General features: G+C 68.9%; 17 protein-coding genes. 10 read left to right on the top strand and 7 right to left on the bottom strand.

Translation table 11 applies throughout. The features are described from left to right. The first annotated feature begins 29 nt into the window (after positions 1 to 29). On the top strand, positions 30 to 824 hold the full coding sequence (locus DIZ26_RS15370; protein ID WP_112241735.1) for a hypothetical protein: 795 nt from the start codon (positions 30 to 32) through the stop codon (positions 822 to 824). Between the two features lie 56 nt (positions 825 to 880). Here DIZ26_RS15370 and DIZ26_RS15365 read toward each other — a convergent pair whose 3' ends face one another. Then, positions 881 to 2,095, bottom strand: coding sequence for a hypothetical protein (locus DIZ26_RS15365; protein WP_112241733.1), 1,215 nt, complete (start codon positions 2,093 to 2,095; stop codon positions 881 to 883). Positions 2,096 to 2,281: 186 nt separating this feature from the next. Here DIZ26_RS15365 and DIZ26_RS15360 point away from each other — a divergent pair, with 186 nt between their 5' ends. Further along, positions 2,282 to 2,800, top strand: a complete 519-nt coding sequence (locus DIZ26_RS15360; protein WP_112241731.1) for a SigE family RNA polymerase sigma factor — start codon at positions 2,282 to 2,284, stop codon at positions 2,798 to 2,800. Next, positions 2,797 to 3,804, top strand: coding sequence for a hypothetical protein (locus DIZ26_RS15355; protein ID WP_112241729.1), 1,008 nt, complete (start codon positions 2,797 to 2,799; stop codon positions 3,802 to 3,804). Before DIZ26_RS15360 ends, DIZ26_RS15355 begins: the two co-directional genes overlap by 4 nt. Before the next feature lie 10 nt (positions 3,805 to 3,814). Here DIZ26_RS15355 and DIZ26_RS15350 read toward each other — a convergent pair whose 3' ends face one another. Both DIZ26_RS15350 and DIZ26_RS15345 read right to left on the bottom strand, forming a co-directional pair. Then, positions 3,815 to 4,330: a DinB family protein gene (locus tag DIZ26_RS15350; RefSeq protein WP_112241727.1), complete on the bottom strand. Its 516-nt coding sequence runs from the start codon at positions 4,328 to 4,330 to the stop codon at positions 3,815 to 3,817. Further along, positions 4,330 to 5,121: a helix-turn-helix domain-containing protein gene (locus tag DIZ26_RS15345; RefSeq protein ID WP_112241726.1), complete on the bottom strand. Its 792-nt coding sequence runs from the start codon at positions 5,119 to 5,121 to the stop codon at positions 4,330 to 4,332. The genes DIZ26_RS15350 and DIZ26_RS15345 overlap by 1 nt, the downstream gene beginning before the upstream one ends. Before the next feature lie 120 nt (positions 5,122 to 5,241). Here DIZ26_RS15345 and DIZ26_RS15340 point away from each other — a divergent pair, with 120 nt between their 5' ends. From DIZ26_RS15340 to DIZ26_RS15325, 4 genes are all read left to right on the top strand, one after another. After that, complete coding sequence (locus tag DIZ26_RS15340; RefSeq protein ID WP_112241724.1) at positions 5,242 to 5,610, top strand: nuclear transport factor 2 family protein; 369 nt, start codon at positions 5,242 to 5,244, stop codon at positions 5,608 to 5,610. A 144-nt stretch (positions 5,611 to 5,754) separates the two neighbouring features. Beyond that, a complete protein-coding gene (locus DIZ26_RS15335) occupies positions 5,755 to 7,206 on the top strand; it encodes an alpha/beta hydrolase (protein WP_112241722.1) in 1,452 nt (483 codons plus the stop codon). A gap of 89 nt (positions 7,207 to 7,295) precedes the next feature. Further along, positions 7,296 to 8,078 carry a methyltransferase domain-containing protein gene (locus tag DIZ26_RS15330; protein ID WP_112241720.1) on the top strand — a complete coding sequence of 261 codons (783 nt, stop codon included), beginning with the start codon at positions 7,296 to 7,298 and terminating at the stop codon, positions 8,076 to 8,078. Between the two features lie 447 nt (positions 8,079 to 8,525). Beyond that, positions 8,526 to 9,296 (top strand): hypothetical protein, encoded by a 771-nt coding sequence (locus DIZ26_RS15325; RefSeq protein ID WP_112241718.1) that lies wholly within the window; start codon positions 8,526 to 8,528, stop codon positions 9,294 to 9,296. Between the two features lie 151 nt (positions 9,297 to 9,447). Here the strand turns inward: DIZ26_RS15325 and DIZ26_RS15320 are convergent, their stop codons facing one another. The 3 genes from DIZ26_RS15320 to DIZ26_RS15310 all read right to left on the bottom strand — a co-directional run bounded on the left by DIZ26_RS15320 (position 9,448) and on the right by DIZ26_RS15310 (position 11,489). Beyond that, positions 9,448 to 9,756, bottom strand: a complete 309-nt coding sequence (locus DIZ26_RS15320; protein ID WP_112241716.1) for a hypothetical protein — start codon at positions 9,754 to 9,756, stop codon at positions 9,448 to 9,450. Further along, positions 9,753 to 9,953 (bottom strand): hypothetical protein, encoded by a 201-nt coding sequence (locus DIZ26_RS15315; protein WP_112241714.1) that lies wholly within the window; start codon positions 9,951 to 9,953, stop codon positions 9,753 to 9,755. Before DIZ26_RS15315 ends, DIZ26_RS15320 begins: the two co-directional genes overlap by 4 nt. Before the next feature lie 318 nt (positions 9,954 to 10,271). After that, positions 10,272 to 11,489 (bottom strand): MFS transporter, encoded by a 1,218-nt coding sequence (locus DIZ26_RS15310; RefSeq protein ID WP_157979729.1) that lies wholly within the window; start codon positions 11,487 to 11,489, stop codon positions 10,272 to 10,274. Positions 11,490 to 11,554: 65 nt separating this feature from the next. Between DIZ26_RS15310 and DIZ26_RS15305 the strand changes: the two genes are divergently transcribed. From DIZ26_RS15305 to DIZ26_RS15295, 3 genes are read left to right on the top strand one after another with little or no spacing between them, the layout of a single operon-like run. Beyond that, positions 11,555 to 11,980 (top strand): helix-turn-helix domain-containing protein, encoded by a 426-nt coding sequence (locus DIZ26_RS15305; RefSeq protein ID WP_112242155.1) that lies wholly within the window; start codon positions 11,555 to 11,557, stop codon positions 11,978 to 11,980. Between the two features lie 42 nt (positions 11,981 to 12,022). Beyond that, positions 12,023 to 12,799: a GNAT family N-acetyltransferase gene (locus DIZ26_RS15300; protein ID WP_112241710.1), complete on the top strand. Its 777-nt coding sequence runs from the start codon at positions 12,023 to 12,025 to the stop codon at positions 12,797 to 12,799. A 31-nt stretch (positions 12,800 to 12,830) separates the two neighbouring features. Further along, on the top strand, positions 12,831 to 14,213 hold the full coding sequence (locus DIZ26_RS15295) for a purine-cytosine permease family protein (protein ID WP_232828364.1): 1,383 nt from the start codon (positions 12,831 to 12,833) through the stop codon (positions 14,211 to 14,213). 104 nt (positions 14,214 to 14,317) lie between these two features. Here DIZ26_RS15295 and DIZ26_RS15290 read toward each other — a convergent pair whose 3' ends face one another. Then, a complete protein-coding gene (locus tag DIZ26_RS15290) occupies positions 14,318 to 16,825 on the bottom strand; it encodes a Tex family protein (protein WP_112241706.1) in 2,508 nt (835 codons plus the stop codon). Between the last annotated feature and the right edge of the window lie 100 nt (positions 16,826 to 16,925).

Raw genomic sequence — 16,925 nt, 5'->3', positions numbered from 1 at the left:
CCACGCCGAACCTTGTGGAGGGCAACCGAATGAAGCAGTCGAGAACGTCCGGCCGGGCCGCCCGGCTGGCGGTGACCGGGCTCGCGGTCGCCGCGGTGGCCGGCATCACGATCACCGGGGCGGCTATTGCCGGGACCGGCAAGCCGAGTGCCGGTGCCGAGCCGCCGGCAGCGGGCGGCGGCGGGATTCCGGCCGCCACCGCCGGGAAGCCACCTGTGGCGGCGAAGGACGGGTCCAGGCCCAGCCAGGTCGACCAGGCGGCCGGCGTACCTCAGGTCGCGCCGAAAGCTGTTGCCAAGGGCAAGTATCTGTTCCAGAACAAGCCGCCGGCCGTCGGTGCGCTGCCCGCGAACGGCTCGGTCGAGATAGCTGCGGACGTGACCTTTCGGACCAAGGGAACGCAATGGGCGCTGGTGAGTCACGCGCCGGGCGAGGAGCCGTACGAGCCCTTCGGCTGGCGTGCCACCGTCGGCAACGCCAACATCGGCGACGGCACCTCACCGGGAATCCAGAGCCTGGGCTCGGGGGAGGACGTCGTGGCCAACTCGGTGTTCCGCAACTCGAAGGTCGCGACGGTCGTCTACACCCGCGGCACCAAGGCCTGGTACGCCAAGGTCTACCGGCTCGCCGGGATTCCCGGCTGGGTCGAGTCCAACGCGCTGGTGGACGCGGGCAACCAGCCGAGGCAGACCCCCGCGGCCGGACACAGCATCACACGCATCACCGGGCCGGACCACAACGAGCTGGCGGTCTTCGTCTACGACGCCGCCGGGAAGCTGCTCAAGCAGTTCCCCGACAACGCCGAGAACCCACTGCCGAAGTAGCGGGCCACCGTGCGTCCGAAGTACTGGTGATCAGTACTTCGGACGCGCGGTAGGTGTCAGCAGGCGCCGAAGCTGCCCGCGTTGATCCACGCCTTCGAGACGTACATGCCCGCGTTGACTCGCAGCCAGATGTTCGTGGTGCCCTGCGAGCCGGAGACGCTCTGACCCGTTGTCTGGCACTCCACCGTCACCTGCGCGGACTTGCCGGCCATCCCGACGACAGCGCCCGACGAACTCGCCGCGTTGCGGATGTTGAGGTAGCCCGACGAGATCGAGACGGTGCCGCGGCCGCCGGTACCGGTCCACAGATACGTCGTGTCCACCCAGGAGTTGTCCGCCAGCGCGAGCGCGTCCCAGAACACTCCGTCGGCCAGGTCGATACCGGCCGGGTTGGCGACGGTCCGGCCGAACTCGTCGCGACCGCCGTTGTAGCCGTTCTGGTACGCCGCCTGGGCCTCCGGCCGGCCTTGTGGGAGGTCTGTCCACATCTGCCGGGTCGAGCTCGGGTTCCAGTAGTCGTCCTTGGTGTTCCACGGACCGACGTCCCAGACCGGTTCGAACGCACACCGGCTGCCGCTGGTGGTGCAGACCTTGACGGTGTAGGTGCCGGAGCCGTTGCTGGCCAGTCCTCGCCGCGACGGTAGGGCGACGAAGTGGTCGCGGCTGGCGATCACGTGCCCGTTGGCCGTCGTACCGCCGACCAGTCCCTCGCGGGTGGCGTAGACCCGCGACTTCAGCGCGGCGGCCTGGATGGTCATGGTGCCGGCCTGGACCGCGTTCGTGGGCTCGACGCTGACCGAGCCGACCCAGGGCTTGGCGCCCTTCGGCGGCGCGAGCACGATGATCCTCAGCTGGACCTGGTCGCTCGGCTCAGCAAGCGCGGTCGGCGAGCCCGCGGCAGCCGGGGTCCACTCAGTCCATTGGTCCTTGACGAGCGCTCGTACGTCGACCTCGGCGGTCGAGCCGTCCGGCGTACCGGCCTGGTAGCCGACCACAACGGCTGAGGTGGCGGCGCCGAACCGGACCGGGGCCAGGTTCGCGATACCGGAGCGCTGCCGTACTTCGACGGAGCCCGTCGTGGCGGCGCCGTCGCCGAGCACGATCCGGTTGCCGTCGGCGTGGACGTTGGTGGAGCCGTCGACCGGCCGGGCCGCGACGGCGACCGGGGACGGACCGGCCGCGAAGCCGGGGCTGATGGACGCGGCCAGCGGCAGTGCGGCGAGGGCGGCCGCGAGACACAGTGCGGCCTTCGGTTTACGGGTGATAGGCATGGGCGGAACCTCCGGGGCGGTGAAGGGACGCTACCGGGTGCGCTACCCGGCTCACCTAATGTGACAAACATTCGATGGGTCTGTATAGCTCGTGAATAAATTTCTTCCAACGAATTCGTGCACGGACAGAACCGAAGCGGTGACCCAGCGGGTTTGGACCGGTGTGACAGAGGCTGAGGAGAACCGATGACCCGGACCGCGGACGCCGACTTCGAGCGATTCGTGCAGGCCCAGTCGACCCCGTTGCTCCGGTTCGCGGAGATGCTCTGCGGTGACCGGCACACGGCCGAGGATCTCGTCCAGCAGGCGTTGATGCGGTCCTACCCGAAATGGCATCGACTCGACGGTGACCCACTGCGGTTCGTACGCCGGGTGCTGGTGAACCGGTTCCTCTCGCAGGCTCGCCGGCGCTGGTCCAACGAAGTACCCAGTGATCCGGTCGAGAACGACTGGGACCAGCGGTCCGTCGCGGACTTCGCGGGCGAGGTGCAGACCCGGGAAGCCGTGCTGTCCGCACTGGGCGGTCTGACGGTCCGGGAACGGGCCGTGGTCGCGCTGCGGTACTCGCAGGATCTCTCCGAGGCGGAGACCGCCGACCTGCTCGGCATGGCCGCCGGGACGGTGAAGAGCACCGCGTCCCGGGCTCTGGCCAAGCTGCGTCTGGCACCCGACTTGATCGATACCACCGTTGGAGGAAACGCATGAGTGACGACTCTCGGGTGCGCAGTGCGCTTGAGTACGACCTGGAGCCCTTCCAGCCGGACCCGGCCGACCTGATGCGCCGTGGCCGCCGGCTCGCCTGGCTCCGCCGAGGACTGGCCGCGGCGGGCGTGACTGCTCTCGCCGGCACTGTCGCAACAGTGTCCGCCGCGGTCGGCGGGCCTGCCGACGTACGGAACCTGCTGGCCGGTGGCAGCAAACCGCCGGTCGAGGTGCCTGCGCAGGTAGACCCGACCTGCCTGCCGTCGGTGAAGGTGCCGGACAAGGTGAAGGTGCAGGCCAGCGTCAAGGTCACCGTCACCGTGCCGAAGCCGTCGCTGCCGACTGCCAAGCCGACGCTGCCTGGCAAGCCACACCTGCCTGGCCAGTCACACCTGCCTGGCAAGCCCACGCTGCCGCCGGTGCCGACCACCAAGCCGACCCTGCCGGGCAAGCCGACCCTGCCGGTGCCGACCACGAAGCCGACGTGGCCGACCACGAAGCCGACCTGGCCCACCACCAAGCCGACGCTGCCGATCCCGACCGGTACGCCGTCGCTGCCCGGTAAGCCGCATCTGCCGGGCAAACCCACGCTGCCGCCCGTGCCGACCACCAAGCCGACTCTGCCGACCCTGCCGCCGGTTCCGACCACGAAGCCGACTCTGCCGGGCAAGCCGACGCTGCCGACCGCTGCGCCGACCCTGCCGGGTAAGCCGGAGCTGCCGCCCTGTGTGAGCGACAAGCTTCCGACCGCGGCTTCGACCCTCCCGGGCAAGCCGACCCTGCCGGTCCCGACTCAGGCTCCGTCGCTGCCCGGCAAGCCGCACCTGCCGGGTAAGCCGACCCTGCCGCCGGTGCCGACCCCGTCCCTGCCGGGCAAGCCGACACTGCCGCCGGTGCCGACCACCAAGCCGACCTGGCCGACCACCAAGCCGTCGTGGCCCACCGCTACGCCGAGCCTGCCCTCCCTGCCCACGCAGCCGCCCAGCGGGCTGCCTTCACACCGGTAGAACCCCTCCTCTATTCGCCGGTGCCGCCGTCGGCCAGCTCGCGGGCAATGTCGAGCTGGCCGACGTGCCGGGCATATTCCTGCAGGACGTGAAACAGGATCCAGTTCAGCGTGGGTGTCTGTTTCCCGGCGCTGAACCTTCCGCCGGCGGCGGCGTGCTGTGCCAGGTCGTCGGCGCTCCCGACAACCTGGCGGGTCCGTTCGCCGCCGGCCCGCAGTGCGGTCAGCAAGCTGTCGGCGGTGTCGCCGTCGGCAAGCTGCCAGGGCTGGTCCTCGGTCCCACCCGAATCACCCCAGGGCTGGTCGAACGGCTCGGCCACAAAGCCCCAGCGCAGCCAGCGACGTTCCATCCAGATCAGGTGCTTCACCAGTTCCAGCGGTGACCAGCCCGACGGCAACCGGCTGGTCCGCAGTTCGCTCTCGGTCAACCCGGCCAGCTTCCGCTCGACCGTCCGGCGGTAGTAGTCCAGCCAGGCCAGGTGGAGTTCGCGGGTATCGGCGAGTTGGTCGTCGGGCAGGTCGGCCATCACAGCTCCCGGAGTAGTTCGGCGGTGGCGTCGTCGGCGGGGAAGAACTGCTCGATCATCAGCTCGGACACGGTCACGTCGACCGGCGTCCCGAAGGTGGCGATCGTGCTCAGCAACGACAGTTCGTGCTCGCCGTGCCGCACCTTCATCGCGATGACGACCTCGGCGGGCCCGGGGTGGTCCGGTCTCGAAAGACCGGAGTACCCGTGCAGTTCGTCGTACAGGTCCTGGAGTTCGGGGTCCGCGGTGCTGATGATCTGGCGCTGCAGACTGGTGAGAATGTTCGCCCGGATCTCGGCCAGGTTGACGATCCGGCTGCCCAGGCCGTCCGGATGCAGGGTCAGCCGCAGTACGTTGATCGGTGCCGTCAGCAACTCAGGGGCGACGCCTTCGGTGAACAGGCCGATCCCCTCGTTGGCCTCGACCAGGTTCCACCAGCGGTCCACCACCATGGCCGGATAGGGCTCGTGCGCCTTGAGCAGGCGGCGCAGCGCGGAGCGGATCGCGAGCATCGCCGGGGAGTGCAGCGAGGTCTCGGTGTAGATCGGCGCGTACCCGCCGGCGAGCAGCAGCTGGTTGCGATCCCGCAGCGGTACGTCGAGATGCTCGGCCAGACGCAGCACCATTTCCCGACTCGGTTTCGAGCGGCCGGTCTCGACGAAGCTCACGTGCCTGGTCGACACCTCGACCTGGTTGGCGAGCTCGAGCTGGCTGAGCCGGCGGCGTTCACGCCAGCCGCGCAGGAGCTCGCCCACGGGTCGCTGGAAGGTGTCTTCGACTGACGCGGTCATGCCTCAGACCGTAACCGCTGAGGTGATCACCGCCATTACCTGTGACGTCATCGACCGGCAGCCTCCTCCGGCGGCAAGGTTCTCGGCATCAACCGAACGAACGAACCCCAAGGAGTCACCATGACAAGCACCGCCGCCACCGTCGCCGACCAGTACTTCGCGATGTGGAACTGCGACGACGCCGAGGCCCGGGCGAAGCTCATCGCCGAGCTCTGGGTGGACGAGGCGATGTTCGTGGACCCGACCTTCGAGGTGACCGGCCACGACGGCCTGAGCAAGACGGTCGAGACGGCCCACCAGATGTTCCCGGGCTACCGCTTCACCCGGACCGGCAGCATCGACGAGCACCACAACCGGCTGCGCTGGACCTGGGAGCTCGCCGCCGAGGGGCAGCCCGCGGTGGCCGGGGGCACCGACCTCGTCACGCTCGCCCCGAGCGGCAAGATCGTCGAGGTCGTCGGCTTCATCGACTTCGCGCCCGCGCACTGAAACCCCTGCTGGGCAAGGCTTTTCGCGCCGGTGGTCACCGACCACCGGCGCGCTGCCGCTCGCTGCGGCGTACGACCGGGGGATGACGCCGCAACCGCCGATCGGCGGATGGCCGGTGAGACCGGTCGTGCGTAGGTTCGGCGTATGAGACTTCCGATGCGCAGAGGTGGGCGGCGATCAGCCGGCCTGTTGGTCGCGGGGGCGCTGGTGGCGGGACTGCTGCCGGCCGTCGCGGAGGCAGCGCCGCCAACGGTGGACTGGACCGCCTGCAAACCAGGAGCACCACAGCAGTGTGGCAAGTTGACGGTGCCGCTGGACTGGTCGAAGCCGGCCGGCGCGAAGACCGAGGTGCTGGTGGCCCGGATTCCCGCGAAAGACCAGGCGCACAAGGTCGGCGTACTCGCGTTCAATCCCGGCGGTCCGGGTGGGGCAGGAGCCTCGATCATTGCCGAGGGGTACGCGGATCAGCTCTTCCCGCAATGGCGGGACAAGTTCGACATCGTCAGCTGGGACCCGCGTGGTACCGGCGGATCGACCCAGCTCGACTGCGGCACGATCCTGCGCCCCGGCGTACCGGTGTTTCCGCGGTCGAAGGCGCAGTACGACGCGATGGTCGCATCGAGTCGCGCCTTCGGCGAGCAGTGCCTGAAGCAGCACGGCGATCTCATGCGGAATCTGGACACCAGGGCCGCCGCGCGCGACCTGGACGCGCTGCGGGCAGCACTTGGTGTCGACAAGCTCAACTACTTCGGCCCCTCCTACGGCTCGTTCGTCGGTACGACGTACGCCCAGCTCTTCCCGCACCGGATCAACCGGATGGTGCTCGACGGCATCCTCGACCACGCGGCCGGCCCGACCGCGTTCATGCTGACCGAGGCGCGCCAGATGGAGTACGGCTTCAACCGGTTCGCCGCCTGGTGCCGGATCGCATCGAGTTGCGCACTGCACGGACGTGACGTGGGCAAGGTGTACGACGAGGTGGTGCGCAAGGCGGACAAGAAGCCGCTGCCCGGTACGCCGTACGTCAAGGTCAGCGGGGACACGATCCGGATGTCGCTCCCGGTCCTCATCCCCGCGATCGGCGACTACGTCACCCCGTGGACCGAGCTCGCGGCGGCCCTGGCGGCGGCCGAGAAGGGCGACGGCTCCGGCTTCATCGGCCGCAGTTACGTCGGAGATCCCGAGTCGGCGTACGCGGCGGTCTCCTGCCTGGACTTCCCACCCGGCCTCACCTCGTACGCCGACGCGAAGGCCCGCCTCGCGCTGGCGAAGGCGGTCGCGCCCCGCGTGGGTGCGGCGGTGGAGGGGTGGGCGATCACCGCGGCGTGTGCCGGTTGGCCGATCCCGCCGACCAACCCGTGGCAGCCGACCCCGGTCGACGACGCGCCGCCGATCCTGATCGCCGGCAACACGCACGACCCGTCGACCCCGCTGGAGTCGGCGCGCGGCCTGCACCGCCAGCTCCGCGGCAGCCACTTGATGGTCACCGACGTCTACGGCCACACCTCGTGGTTCAACTCCGAGTGCGCCCGCAGCCGGATCACGAAGTACCTGGAGACCGGCGAGATGCCGCCGGAGCGTCCGCGCTGTAGCTGACACTTGATGTGATTGGTGGGCATCTGGTCTCCCGCTTTCGGGGTCGGGCGGACCATGATGTCGTCCATGGGCGGATGGGAACACCGGGGATGAGCAATCTGCAGTTCGACCCCGAGGTGTCACGGCAGATCGAAGCGGTCTACACGACCCCGGACGTGATCGAGCAGCGCCGGGTGGTCCGGATCGCGCTGGCCTTGCGGCCGGGCGACCGGGTGCTCGACGTCGGCGTCGGTCCCGGCCTGCTGGCGGCCGAGATGGCCGCCGAGGTCGGCGCCGACGGACGGGTCTGCGGGGTCGACGTCAGCGAGAGCATGCTCGCGATCGCCGGCACCCGGGCGAGCGTCCCGGGCGGGCCGAAGATCGAGCTGGAGTCGGCTGCCGCCGGCCGGCTCCCGTACGGTGCCGAGAGCTTCGACGTGGTGGTCTCCACGCAGGTCCTCGAGTACGTCGAGGACGTGGCCGGCGCGCTCGCGGAGATCCGCCGGGTACTGCGGCCGGCCGGGCGTGTCGTCGTACTGGACACCGACTGGGACTCGATCGTGTGGCGTTCCCGCGACGACGCGCGGATGGCCCGGGTACTGACCGCATTCGAGGAGCACCTCGAGGATCCGCACCTGCCGCGGACGCTCGGTGACTCGCTCGCCGGGGCCGGCTTCACGGTCACCCATCGCGACGTGGTGCCGATGCTGAACGCGGGCTTCGATCCGCGCACCTACAGCGCGGGCCTGATCGACATCGTCGCCGGCTTCGTTCCCGGCCGGGGCGACGTCACCGAGGCCGACGCCAAGGCCTGGGCGGACGACCTGCGCAGCCTGGGCGAGTCCTACTTCTTCAGCCTGAACCGCTACCTGTTCGTCGCCTCTGCGCTCTGAAGGCTATGACCGGTACGGAGTCCGGGACCGACCCAGGGGCGGGCGTACCGTGGGATACGCCCGCCACCGTCGGTCGTCCTCCCGCCCCTCAGTGGGAGAACTCGCGGCTCGGTGAGCACCACCCATGCCCGAATGGGGCCGACTGAACCGCGGGACACGTCAAGAGGTACCCCATCGGCGCGGATGCGAACCAATCGGCGGCGGAAAACTTGACGTTCCTCATACCTTCGCCCGCTCGACCGCCCGTGGACGGGTGCCCCCGGTGGCACCTACGCTGAAAAGCGTTCCGTGGCCGGGGGTGGCTGCGGGCGGTGTACAAGGGGAGGGGAAGTGCGATGACGGACGTCTTCGAACAAGTCCACGACGACGAGCTGACCGACGAGGACCTGGACGTTCTCGAGGCGCTCGGCGCCGCCGAGGACGCGGACCGGATCCTCGGAGAATTAGATGCCTGAGGCAAGGATCATCTGGCGGGGCAAGCAGCTGAACCAGCGGACTGTGGCGATGATCCAGGCCGCGGAGCGTCTGGCGAAGTTCCAGTTCACGATCCTGCAGGGGTCCTACAACAAGGGCGGAGTGGCGGCTTCGGCCGGCACCCACGACGGTGGTGGCGCGGTCGACGTGGCCTGCGCGGACCTCAACCAGGCGCAGCGGCAGGCCGTAGTACTGGCGTTGCGGCAGGTCGGCTTCGCGGCCTGGTTGCGGACGCCGGCGCAATCGAACTGGCCGTACCACGTGCACGCGATCGCCCAGGGCGACAAGGATCTGTCGCGCGGCGCGGCCAACCAGGTCGCGGAGTACCGGCGTTGCCGTAACGGGCTGGCGAGCCGGGGCCGCGACGACGGACCGCCTGGGTACTACGGGATGACGTGGGAGTTGTATCAGCACTACCACCCGAATCCCGTGCCCGGCGTGCAACCGCCACCGCCGCCGAACACGACGATCTCGCTGGGAGCGATGGAGTACGCCCGCACTCACGACTCGATGAGCGGTGTTTGGGGCGCGGACCGGGCCCAGGTGCTCGCCTGGGCCGCGCACCCGAAGGTCGCGGCGATCAGCCAGGCCGAGACCCGGCCACCGGCCGGAGTGCCGTGGCATCTGCACTTCCAGCAGATGGTGAGGAAGATCCAGCTCAAGTTCAAGCTGCCGGCCACCGGTGTCTTCAACGCAGCCACCGGGGCAGTCATGCAGCGGTACGGCTACACGATCATCGCCTGAGCCCTGCGGCCGGGACATGACAAGGCCCCACCGGTAGCAGCCGGTGGGGCCTTTTATCCACTACCGCCCGGCATTCCGGTGCAGCTGTGGAGGTGGAGAGCGGAACCGACGCCGATGCAGGGGTCAAGACGTCAGCTCCGCTTGTCTGGGGTTACCTCTTGTCGACCGCGTGGGCCGGGTAGAACTCGAGTTGCTGCCGCATCCCGGCGGGTGCTCCGACCGCGCCGAGGTGCTGCAGACTCGGTACCACGACCGCCCGAACCTCGGTCCGCTTCGCCTCGTCCAGCAGCGCGTAGAACGCGGCGGACTCGGCGGCGTCCCGCTCGGTGTAGACGGTGCCGAGGGTGTAGCCCTCGGTGCTGGCGAACAGTGCCAGCGAGTCGGTGGCCGCGGCCAGCTCCTCCGCGCAGCTCAACGCGTCGGCTCGCACGTAGCCGAGCAACGTCGGGCGGGTGGTCATCGCGACATTTCCGCGGGCGTCGCGGTGGTCACCAGGACGGGCTCACTGGTTACTCGCAGCGACGCGAACCGGCGGCGCATGGCTTCTTCGTACTGTGCGGCCTGATCCGCGACGGCGGTGTGATCCGCGATCGGGTGGGCGCCGAACCAGACCCGCACGCGGCGGTGCGGTGCGGTGGTCTCGAACGACTCGGTCATCTTCGGTCCTTCGTCTGCAGTGGCGGTTTGCGGATAAGAGAAGAACACCGCAAAAAGCCGGGCCGGGGAATAAACCGGCAGGGACCTTAACAGAGGCCTTACGCCGGTTCCGGCCGCCCGCCTGCCGCTGACCCGGTTACAACGGTGAAACCGCTGGTCAGGGCGGATGGGAGCGGTTCCGGCCGGACGAAGGATTTCCGCTGTCAAGAATGTTTGCGCGGATTTACCAATAACGATTCGAACACTGCCGTTCTTTCGATGCAGATCAAATTGTCGGACATCCTGGTAACCGCTGGGAGTCGTCCGGACACGGAGCGGTCACCGCGGCTCCGGCACCTTCGGGCGGATGAGTGCGGCGGGATGCGCGGGCACCGCGAGAAGGGTGATCGGGGCAGCCGTCAGAGCCGAGGCGGCGAGAAGATTGAGAGCCGTCGGAAGCCCGATCAGCGTGGTCAAGGCAGGGGCGATCAGAGCGCCGAGAATGACGGAGAGTGAATCCATAGCGAAGAACAGAGCCCCGATCCTGGCCAGCATGCCTGCCGGGGTGACGCGTTGGACGGTGGTCTCGGCGGTGATCAGCAGGACGCTGCCCGGTACGCCGATCAGAGCGGCGGCGAGGACGGCCTGGTTGACGTTCCGGGCGTTGACGAGAGCGAAGAAGGCGGCCGCTGTGGCGACCTGGGTGACGACCAGCAGATTGCGCACACTCAACCAGGTCGAGGCTTTCGTGCTGATCGCGGCGCCGAGCAGATATCCCGCACCGAGGCCGGAGATCAGATAGCCGATCGCGTAGCCGGGTGCGTGGAGACGTTCGACAATGAGTGGTACGAGGAGGGCGGTGAGTCCGGCGTTGGCGGTGAGGAAGACGCCGTTGGCGGCGAGAATGCCGCGGAGGATCTTGCTTTCGCTCAGGGAGCGAAGGCCGTGCAGCGCTCCGGGCGCTTCTTGGTGGGTTTCGGGACTGTGGGTCAGGCGCCGGCTGACCGTGGCGATGATTGCCGCTGACAACAAATAGCTGGCGACGTCGACGACGAGAACGAACCGAATACCCGGGCCGGCCAGCAGCACCGCGCCGAGTGGTGGCGCGGCCAGCCGGATGACGCTGCCGGAGAAAGCCGTGAGGGAATTGGCTGCGGCGAGTTCTTCACCGGCGCCGACAACCCTCGGCGTGAGGGCGCGCGCGGCCGGGCGGAACACCGTGGTGGCAAGGTTCTCGGCCAGGACGGCGACATAAATGATCCACACCCGCTCAGCCCGATCGGCGAGCAGGATCGACGCCACCGCGGCCGCGCTGGCGAGATCGGCCAGCCACATGGCACGGGACAGGTTCCAGCGGTCCAGTACTGCGCCGGCCCAGGGGCCGATCACCAAGGCAGGAAGGGCTTCCAGGGCCAAGGTCAGCCCGGTTGCCGCCGCCGATCCCGTCAAGGCGAACACCTGGACGGGAAGCGCCACGATCAGCAGCCACGAGCCGATGCCGGAGATCGCATTGCTGGTCCAGAGCAGTCTGAAGTCGTGGTTCCGAAAGATCCGCACGCAGCGGAAAGTATCTCGTGAGAACACTTCTTGGCAAGAGTGTTCTGTGAAGATAGGCTGGCCGGGTGGATGAACTCGAACTGGGCAACGCGCTCCGGGCACGCCGGAAGGCAGCCGACCGGACGATCGCCTCGGTAGCCGTCGACGCCGGCCTCTCGGTGCCCTACATCGCGAACCTCGAGAACGGCCGCGGCAACCCGACGCTGGCCGCCCTCGACCGCCTCTCCACAGCCCTCGGTGCCACCCTCACCGTCTCCTTGGCCGACACCCCTGAACCCGCCGCGTCCAGCGAAGCCATCGCCGCGTTGCTGGACGCCTCCCCTCGCGCCACCCAGGTGATCCGCCACCTCGCCACCAGCCACAACACCACCCGCCCCGCAGTACGAGCCCACCTCGTCGCCACCCTCGACGCCCTGAGCCCTCTACTTCCCACCGCCCCTGCCGAGCCCGATCTCCACCGCCTCCTGGACCTGCTCCTCCTGGCCAACTGAACCCTTGCCTTGCTTGTCCGGGGATTGATCTAGGGTCGTGGGGTGGAGATCGGTGTTCGGATTGCGTCCGCTCAGTTGCAAGGGCGAATCAGGTCGCGGCGGCAGATCGTGGCGGGGCCGTTGGTGGGGTTGCTGCACGACAGTGACCTGTGGTTCTTGTCGGGAGCCGTGGCGGCCGAGCCTGGTACGCCGTTCGACTCCGAAGAGGTGCCCTGGGCGCTGGACACCATCCGCAAAGCGTTCGCCGCCGAGGGCCGCTGGCTCAGCGTCGAACTGATCGAGGAGGCCAGCCCCGGCCTCGCCGACGCGCTCGCCGCGAACGGCATGATCATCGCCGCGCGCCCACCGCTCCTCGTACTCGAGCCGGCCGATCTCGTCCTCCCCGACCTTCCCGAAGACGTGACTGTTTCAGTGGTGTCCTCGGCCGAGGAGCTGGCCGAGGCGGATGCGGTCGCAGCCTCGGCGTACGAGATGGCGCTCGGGGAACGGTCGTACCAGCCCGATCCTGCCGACGGCGGGAATGTGCTGGTCCGCGTGGACGGAGTTCCAGCCGCAACGGCCGCATGGACGGCCGTGGCGGACGGCGTCACCGAGATCGCCGGAGTCGGCACGCTCCCCTCGCACCGGCGACGCGGTCTCGGCGCAATCGCAACGGCGTACGCGACCCGGCATGCCTTCGGAGACGCCGGCGCCACCCTGGCTTGGCTGACGCCGGGCGACGACGGCGCGGACCGGATCTACCGGCGACTCGGCTACGCGCCGAAGGCGACCGCAGTACATCTCGGTGACCCCGGTGGTCACCTGGAAGATCTACGTTAGAGAACTCGTTGTCGGTGGCAACATGCTCGGCATGAGCAACGTTGTCATCGAGCGGCGCAGCATCGACGTCGTACCGGATGCCGAACGGCACGGTACGCCGATCAGCCAGTTCACCTTGTGGTTCGGCGCGAACATGCAGGTCACCGCCGTCGTCGACGGTGCCCTTGCGGTGGTCTTCGGCGCCGACGCGCTCTGGGCGATCATCGGGCTGCTGATCGGCAACGTGCTCGGCGGCATCGTGATGGCCCTGCACTCCGCCCAGGGTCCGCGGCTCGGGTTGCCGCAGATGATCTCCAGCTGGGCTCAGTTCGGCGTGTACGGCGCGGTGGTTCCGCTCGTGCTCGTGGTCGTCATGTACCTCGGCTTCGCCGCCACCGGCACGGTTCTCGCGGGCCAGGCGGTGAACAAGATCCTGCACGTGGACGACGCCGCGATCGGGATCATCGTGTTCGGCGTACTGACCGCGATCGTCGCGACCCTCGGCTACCGCTGGATCCACCGGCTCGGGCGGATCGCGACCGTCTGCGGCGTAATCGGCTTCACCTACCTCGGCATCCGCCTCCTCGTCACCGTGGACGTCGGCGCCCTCTTCGGAGCCAAGCCGTTCACGTGGGCCACCTTCTTGCTGGCGATCTCGCTCGGCGCCGGCTGGCAACTCACCTTCGGTCCGTACGTCGCGGACTACTCGCGCTACCTGCCGCGAGACACTCCGGAGCGGACGACGTTCCTCGCCACCTTTCTCGGCAGCGTGATCGGCTCGCAGTGGTCGATGACGCTGGGCGCGCTGGTGGCAGCCGGTGGCGCCGGGTTCCTCGCGAACCAGGTCGGGTACCTCGGCTCGCTGGCCGGGCCGAGCGCGGTCGGCGTACTGATCTATCTGGTGATCGTGATCGGCAAGCTCGCGGTCAACTGCCTCAACGCGTACGGCGGCTCGATGACGATCCTGACGACCGTCTCGGCCTTCACCCGTACGGCGGCCTTCCGGCCCGCGGTGCGTGCGGCGTACACGAGTGCTTTCCTGCTCGTCTCGGTGCTGATCGCGATCTTCGCGTCGGCCGACTTCCTGGACAACTTCAAGAACTTCGTTCTCGTCCTGCTGATGGTGTTCACGCCGTGGAGCGCGATCAACCTCACCGACTACTACCTGATCTCCCGCGAACGGGTCGACGTACCGGCCCTCTACGACCCGGCCGGCCGCTACGGCGCCTGGAACCTAGTTGCCCTAGGCTCCTATTTCCTCGGCATCGCCGCCCAGATCCCGTTCCTGGCCCAGAAGCTCTACACCGGCCCTCTCACGACCAAACTCGGCGGCGCCGACATCTCCTGGCTCATCTGCCTCACCCTCACGGCCGCCCTCTACTACCCCCTAGCCCGCCGCACCACCACCCCACCCGACCACATGATCTACCCGTAGCTGGTTGCCGCAACGCAGACAGCCGGTCCGCTGAGGGACCGGCTGTCTGTTGTTGCAATGGTTCAAGCGGACGATGAAGTCTGTTGCCTGCTTTTGTGGCGGCTCTAGCGGACGGTGAAGCCTGCTTTGCGGAAGGCGTCGGCGAGGGAGCCTTCGTCCATCGGGGTGTCGGTCTGCGGGGTGCTCTGGCCGCGACCTGAGCCGCCCTGACCGCCGCGCCCGCCGCTCCCTCGGCCCTGGCCGCCGCCCGAGCCGCCCGGACCGCGTCCGCCGCCTTGACCACCGGGACCGCGACCGCCGCCTTGTCCGCCGGGGCCACGTCCACCGCCTTGCCCACCAGGACCGCGTCCACCCTGACCGCCTCGACCGCCGCCGGGTTGGTCGCGGTTTTCGCCGGCTCGGGAGCCGCCGCGGCCGCCGGTGGAGGTGGGGGCGCCTACCTCGTCGTCGAGGCGGAGGGTGAGGGAGATGCGCTGGCGGGGGATGTCCACCTCGAGCACCTTGACCTTGACGATGTCACCCGGCTTGACGACCTCGCGGGGATCCTTGACGTAGTTCTTCGACAGCGCCGACACGTGGGCGAGGCCGTCCTGGTGCACGCCGATGTCGATGAACGCACCGAACGCGGCCACGTTGGTGACCTGACCTTCCAGCCGCATTCCCGGCTTCAGGTCGGCGATCTTCTCCACGCCCTCGGCAAACGTGGCCGTCTTGAACGCCGGACGCGGGTCACGCCCGGGCTTCTCCAGCTCGGCCAGGATGTCCGACACCGTCGGCAGCCCGAAGGTCTCGTCGACGAACTGATCCGGCTTCAGCGTCTTCAGCACCGGCGACCCGATCAGCGACTTGAGCTCCTGCCCGGTCGCCTGGAGGATCCGCCGGACCACCGGATACGCCTCGGGGTGCACGCTGGAGGAGTCGAGCGGGTCGTCGCCACCGGGGATCCGGAGGAACCCGGCCGCCTGCTCGAACGCCTTCGGGCCGAGCCGCGGCACGTTCTTCAGCGCGGTCCGCGACTTGAACGGGCCGTTCTGGTCGCGGTGCTGGACGATGTTCTCCGCCAGCCCGGCGGTGATCCCGGAGACCCGGGTGAGCAGCGGCGCGGACGCCGTGTTGAGGTCGACGCCGACCGCGTTCACACAGTCCTCGACCACCGCGTCGAGCGAACGGGACAACGAGTTCTCCGGCAGGTCGTGCTGGTACTGCCCGACGCCGATCGACTTCGGATCGATCTTCACCAGCTCGGCCAGCGGATCCTGCAGCCGCCGAGCGATCGACACCGCGCCTCGCAGCGACACGTCCATCCCCGGCAACTCCTGGGAGGCGAAGGCCGACGCGGAGTAGACCGACGCGCCCGCTTCCGAGACGACCGCCTTGGTCAGCTTGAGCTCCGGATGCTTCGCGATCAGCTCGGCCGCCAGCTTGTCGGTCTCCCGCGACGCCGTACCGTTGCCGATGGCAATCAAGTCGACCTTGTGTGCGGCGGCCAGCGCGGCCAGCTGGGCGATCGACTTGTCCCACTGGTTCTGCGGGACGTGCGGGTAGATCACGCCGGTCGCGGTGACCTTGCCGGTGGCGTCCACGACGGCCACCTTGACGCCGGTCCGGAAACCCGGGTCGAGGCCCATCGTCGCGCGGGTGCCGGCCGGTGCGGCGAGCAGCAGGTCGCGCAGGTTCGACGCGAAGACGCGGACCGCCTCCTCCTCGGCGGTCTGCCGCAGCCGCATCCGCAGGTCGATGCCCAGATGCACCAGAATCTTGGTCTTCCAGGCCCAGCGAACCGTCTCGATCAGCCACTGGTCGGCCGGACGGCCCTTGTTCTCCACACCGAACTTGCGGGCGATGGTCGCCTCGTACTCCGTCGGTCCTTCGGTCGGCTCGACGCCGGCCGGCTCGGGCTCGACCGTCAGCGTGAGCACGTCCTCCTTCTCGCCGCGGAACAGGGCGAGGATCCGATGCGACGGCATCTTGGTGAACGGCTCGTCGAAGTCGAAGTAGTCGGAGAACTTCGCCCCGTCGGTCTCCTTGCCCTCGCGCACCGCCGAGGCGATCCGGCCGCGGCTCCAGAGCCGCTCGCGCAGCTCGCCGATCAGGTCCGGGTCCTCACCGAAGCGCTCGACCAGGATCGCCCGCGCGCCGTCCAGAGCGGCCTGCGGGTCGGGCACCTCGTCGTTCACGAACACGGTCGCGGCGGCCAGCGGCGGCACCGTCGGGTCGGACAGCAGCCCGTCCGCCAGCGGCTCCAGCCCGGCCTCGCGGGCGATCATCGCCTTCGTCCGGCGCTTCGGCTTGAACGGCAGGTAGATGTCCTCGAGCCGCGACTTGGTCTCCGCGGCGAGGATCGACGCCTTCAGCGCGTCGTCCAGCTTGCCCTGGCTCTCGATCGACTCGAGCACCGTCTGCCGGCGTTCCTCCAGCTCGCGCAGGTAGCGCAGGCGCTCCTCGAGGGTGCGCAGTTGCGCGTCGTCGAGCTCGCCGGTGACCTCCTTGCGGTACCGCGCGATGAACGGGACTGTCGAGCCCTCGTCCAGCAGGCCGACGGCCGCCCGGACCTGGTGCGCGCCGACTGCCAGCTCATCGGCGATCTTCTGCTCGATCGACTGCAAAACCACTGTGCCGCATCCCCTCTACGTCCAGATGACAGACGAGCATTCTGCCCCGCTCGCCGCAGACCACATCCTTCCTTATCGCGGGGACAGCGCACGACCTCCG

This window comes from Kribbella monticola (genome assembly GCF_003261635.1).
GTDB classification, from domain to species: Bacteria; Actinomycetota; Actinomycetes; order Propionibacteriales; family Kribbellaceae; genus Kribbella; species Kribbella monticola.
This window is presented reverse-complemented; position numbering and strand designations above follow the sequence as displayed.

Coding starts and splice junctions, on each gene's coding strand:
- DIZ26_RS15345 (WP_112241726.1), bottom strand. CDS start 5,121: ATGACCGCGTCAGTCGAAGACACCTTCCAGCGACCCGTGGGCGAGCTC.
- DIZ26_RS15315 (WP_112241714.1), bottom strand. CDS start 9,953: ATGACCGAGTCGTTCGAGACCACCGCACCGCACCGCCGCGTGCGGGTC.
- DIZ26_RS15325 (WP_112241718.1), top strand. CDS start 8,526: ATGCCTGAGGCAAGGATCATCTGGCGGGGCAAGCAGCTGAACCAGCGG.
- DIZ26_RS15340 (WP_112241724.1), top strand. CDS start 5,242: ATGACAAGCACCGCCGCCACCGTCGCCGACCAGTACTTCGCGATGTGG.
- DIZ26_RS15350 (WP_112241727.1), bottom strand. CDS start 4,330: ATGGCCGACCTGCCCGACGACCAACTCGCCGATACCCGCGAACTCCAC.
- DIZ26_RS15355 (WP_112241729.1), top strand. CDS start 2,797: ATGAGTGACGACTCTCGGGTGCGCAGTGCGCTTGAGTACGACCTGGAG.
- DIZ26_RS15330 (WP_112241720.1), top strand. CDS start 7,296: ATGAGCAATCTGCAGTTCGACCCCGAGGTGTCACGGCAGATCGAAGCG.
- DIZ26_RS15360 (WP_112241731.1), top strand. CDS start 2,282: ATGACCCGGACCGCGGACGCCGACTTCGAGCGATTCGTGCAGGCCCAG.
- DIZ26_RS15365 (WP_112241733.1), bottom strand. CDS start 2,095: ATGCCTATCACCCGTAAACCGAAGGCCGCACTGTGTCTCGCGGCCGCC.
- DIZ26_RS15295 (WP_232828364.1), top strand. CDS start 12,831: ATGAGCAACGTTGTCATCGAGCGGCGCAGCATCGACGTCGTACCGGAT.
- DIZ26_RS15335 (WP_112241722.1), top strand. CDS start 5,755: ATGAGACTTCCGATGCGCAGAGGTGGGCGGCGATCAGCCGGCCTGTTG.
- DIZ26_RS15320 (WP_112241716.1), bottom strand. CDS start 9,756: ATGACCACCCGCCCGACGTTGCTCGGCTACGTGCGAGCCGACGCGTTG.
- DIZ26_RS15370 (WP_112241735.1), top strand. CDS start 30: ATGAAGCAGTCGAGAACGTCCGGCCGGGCCGCCCGGCTGGCGGTGACC.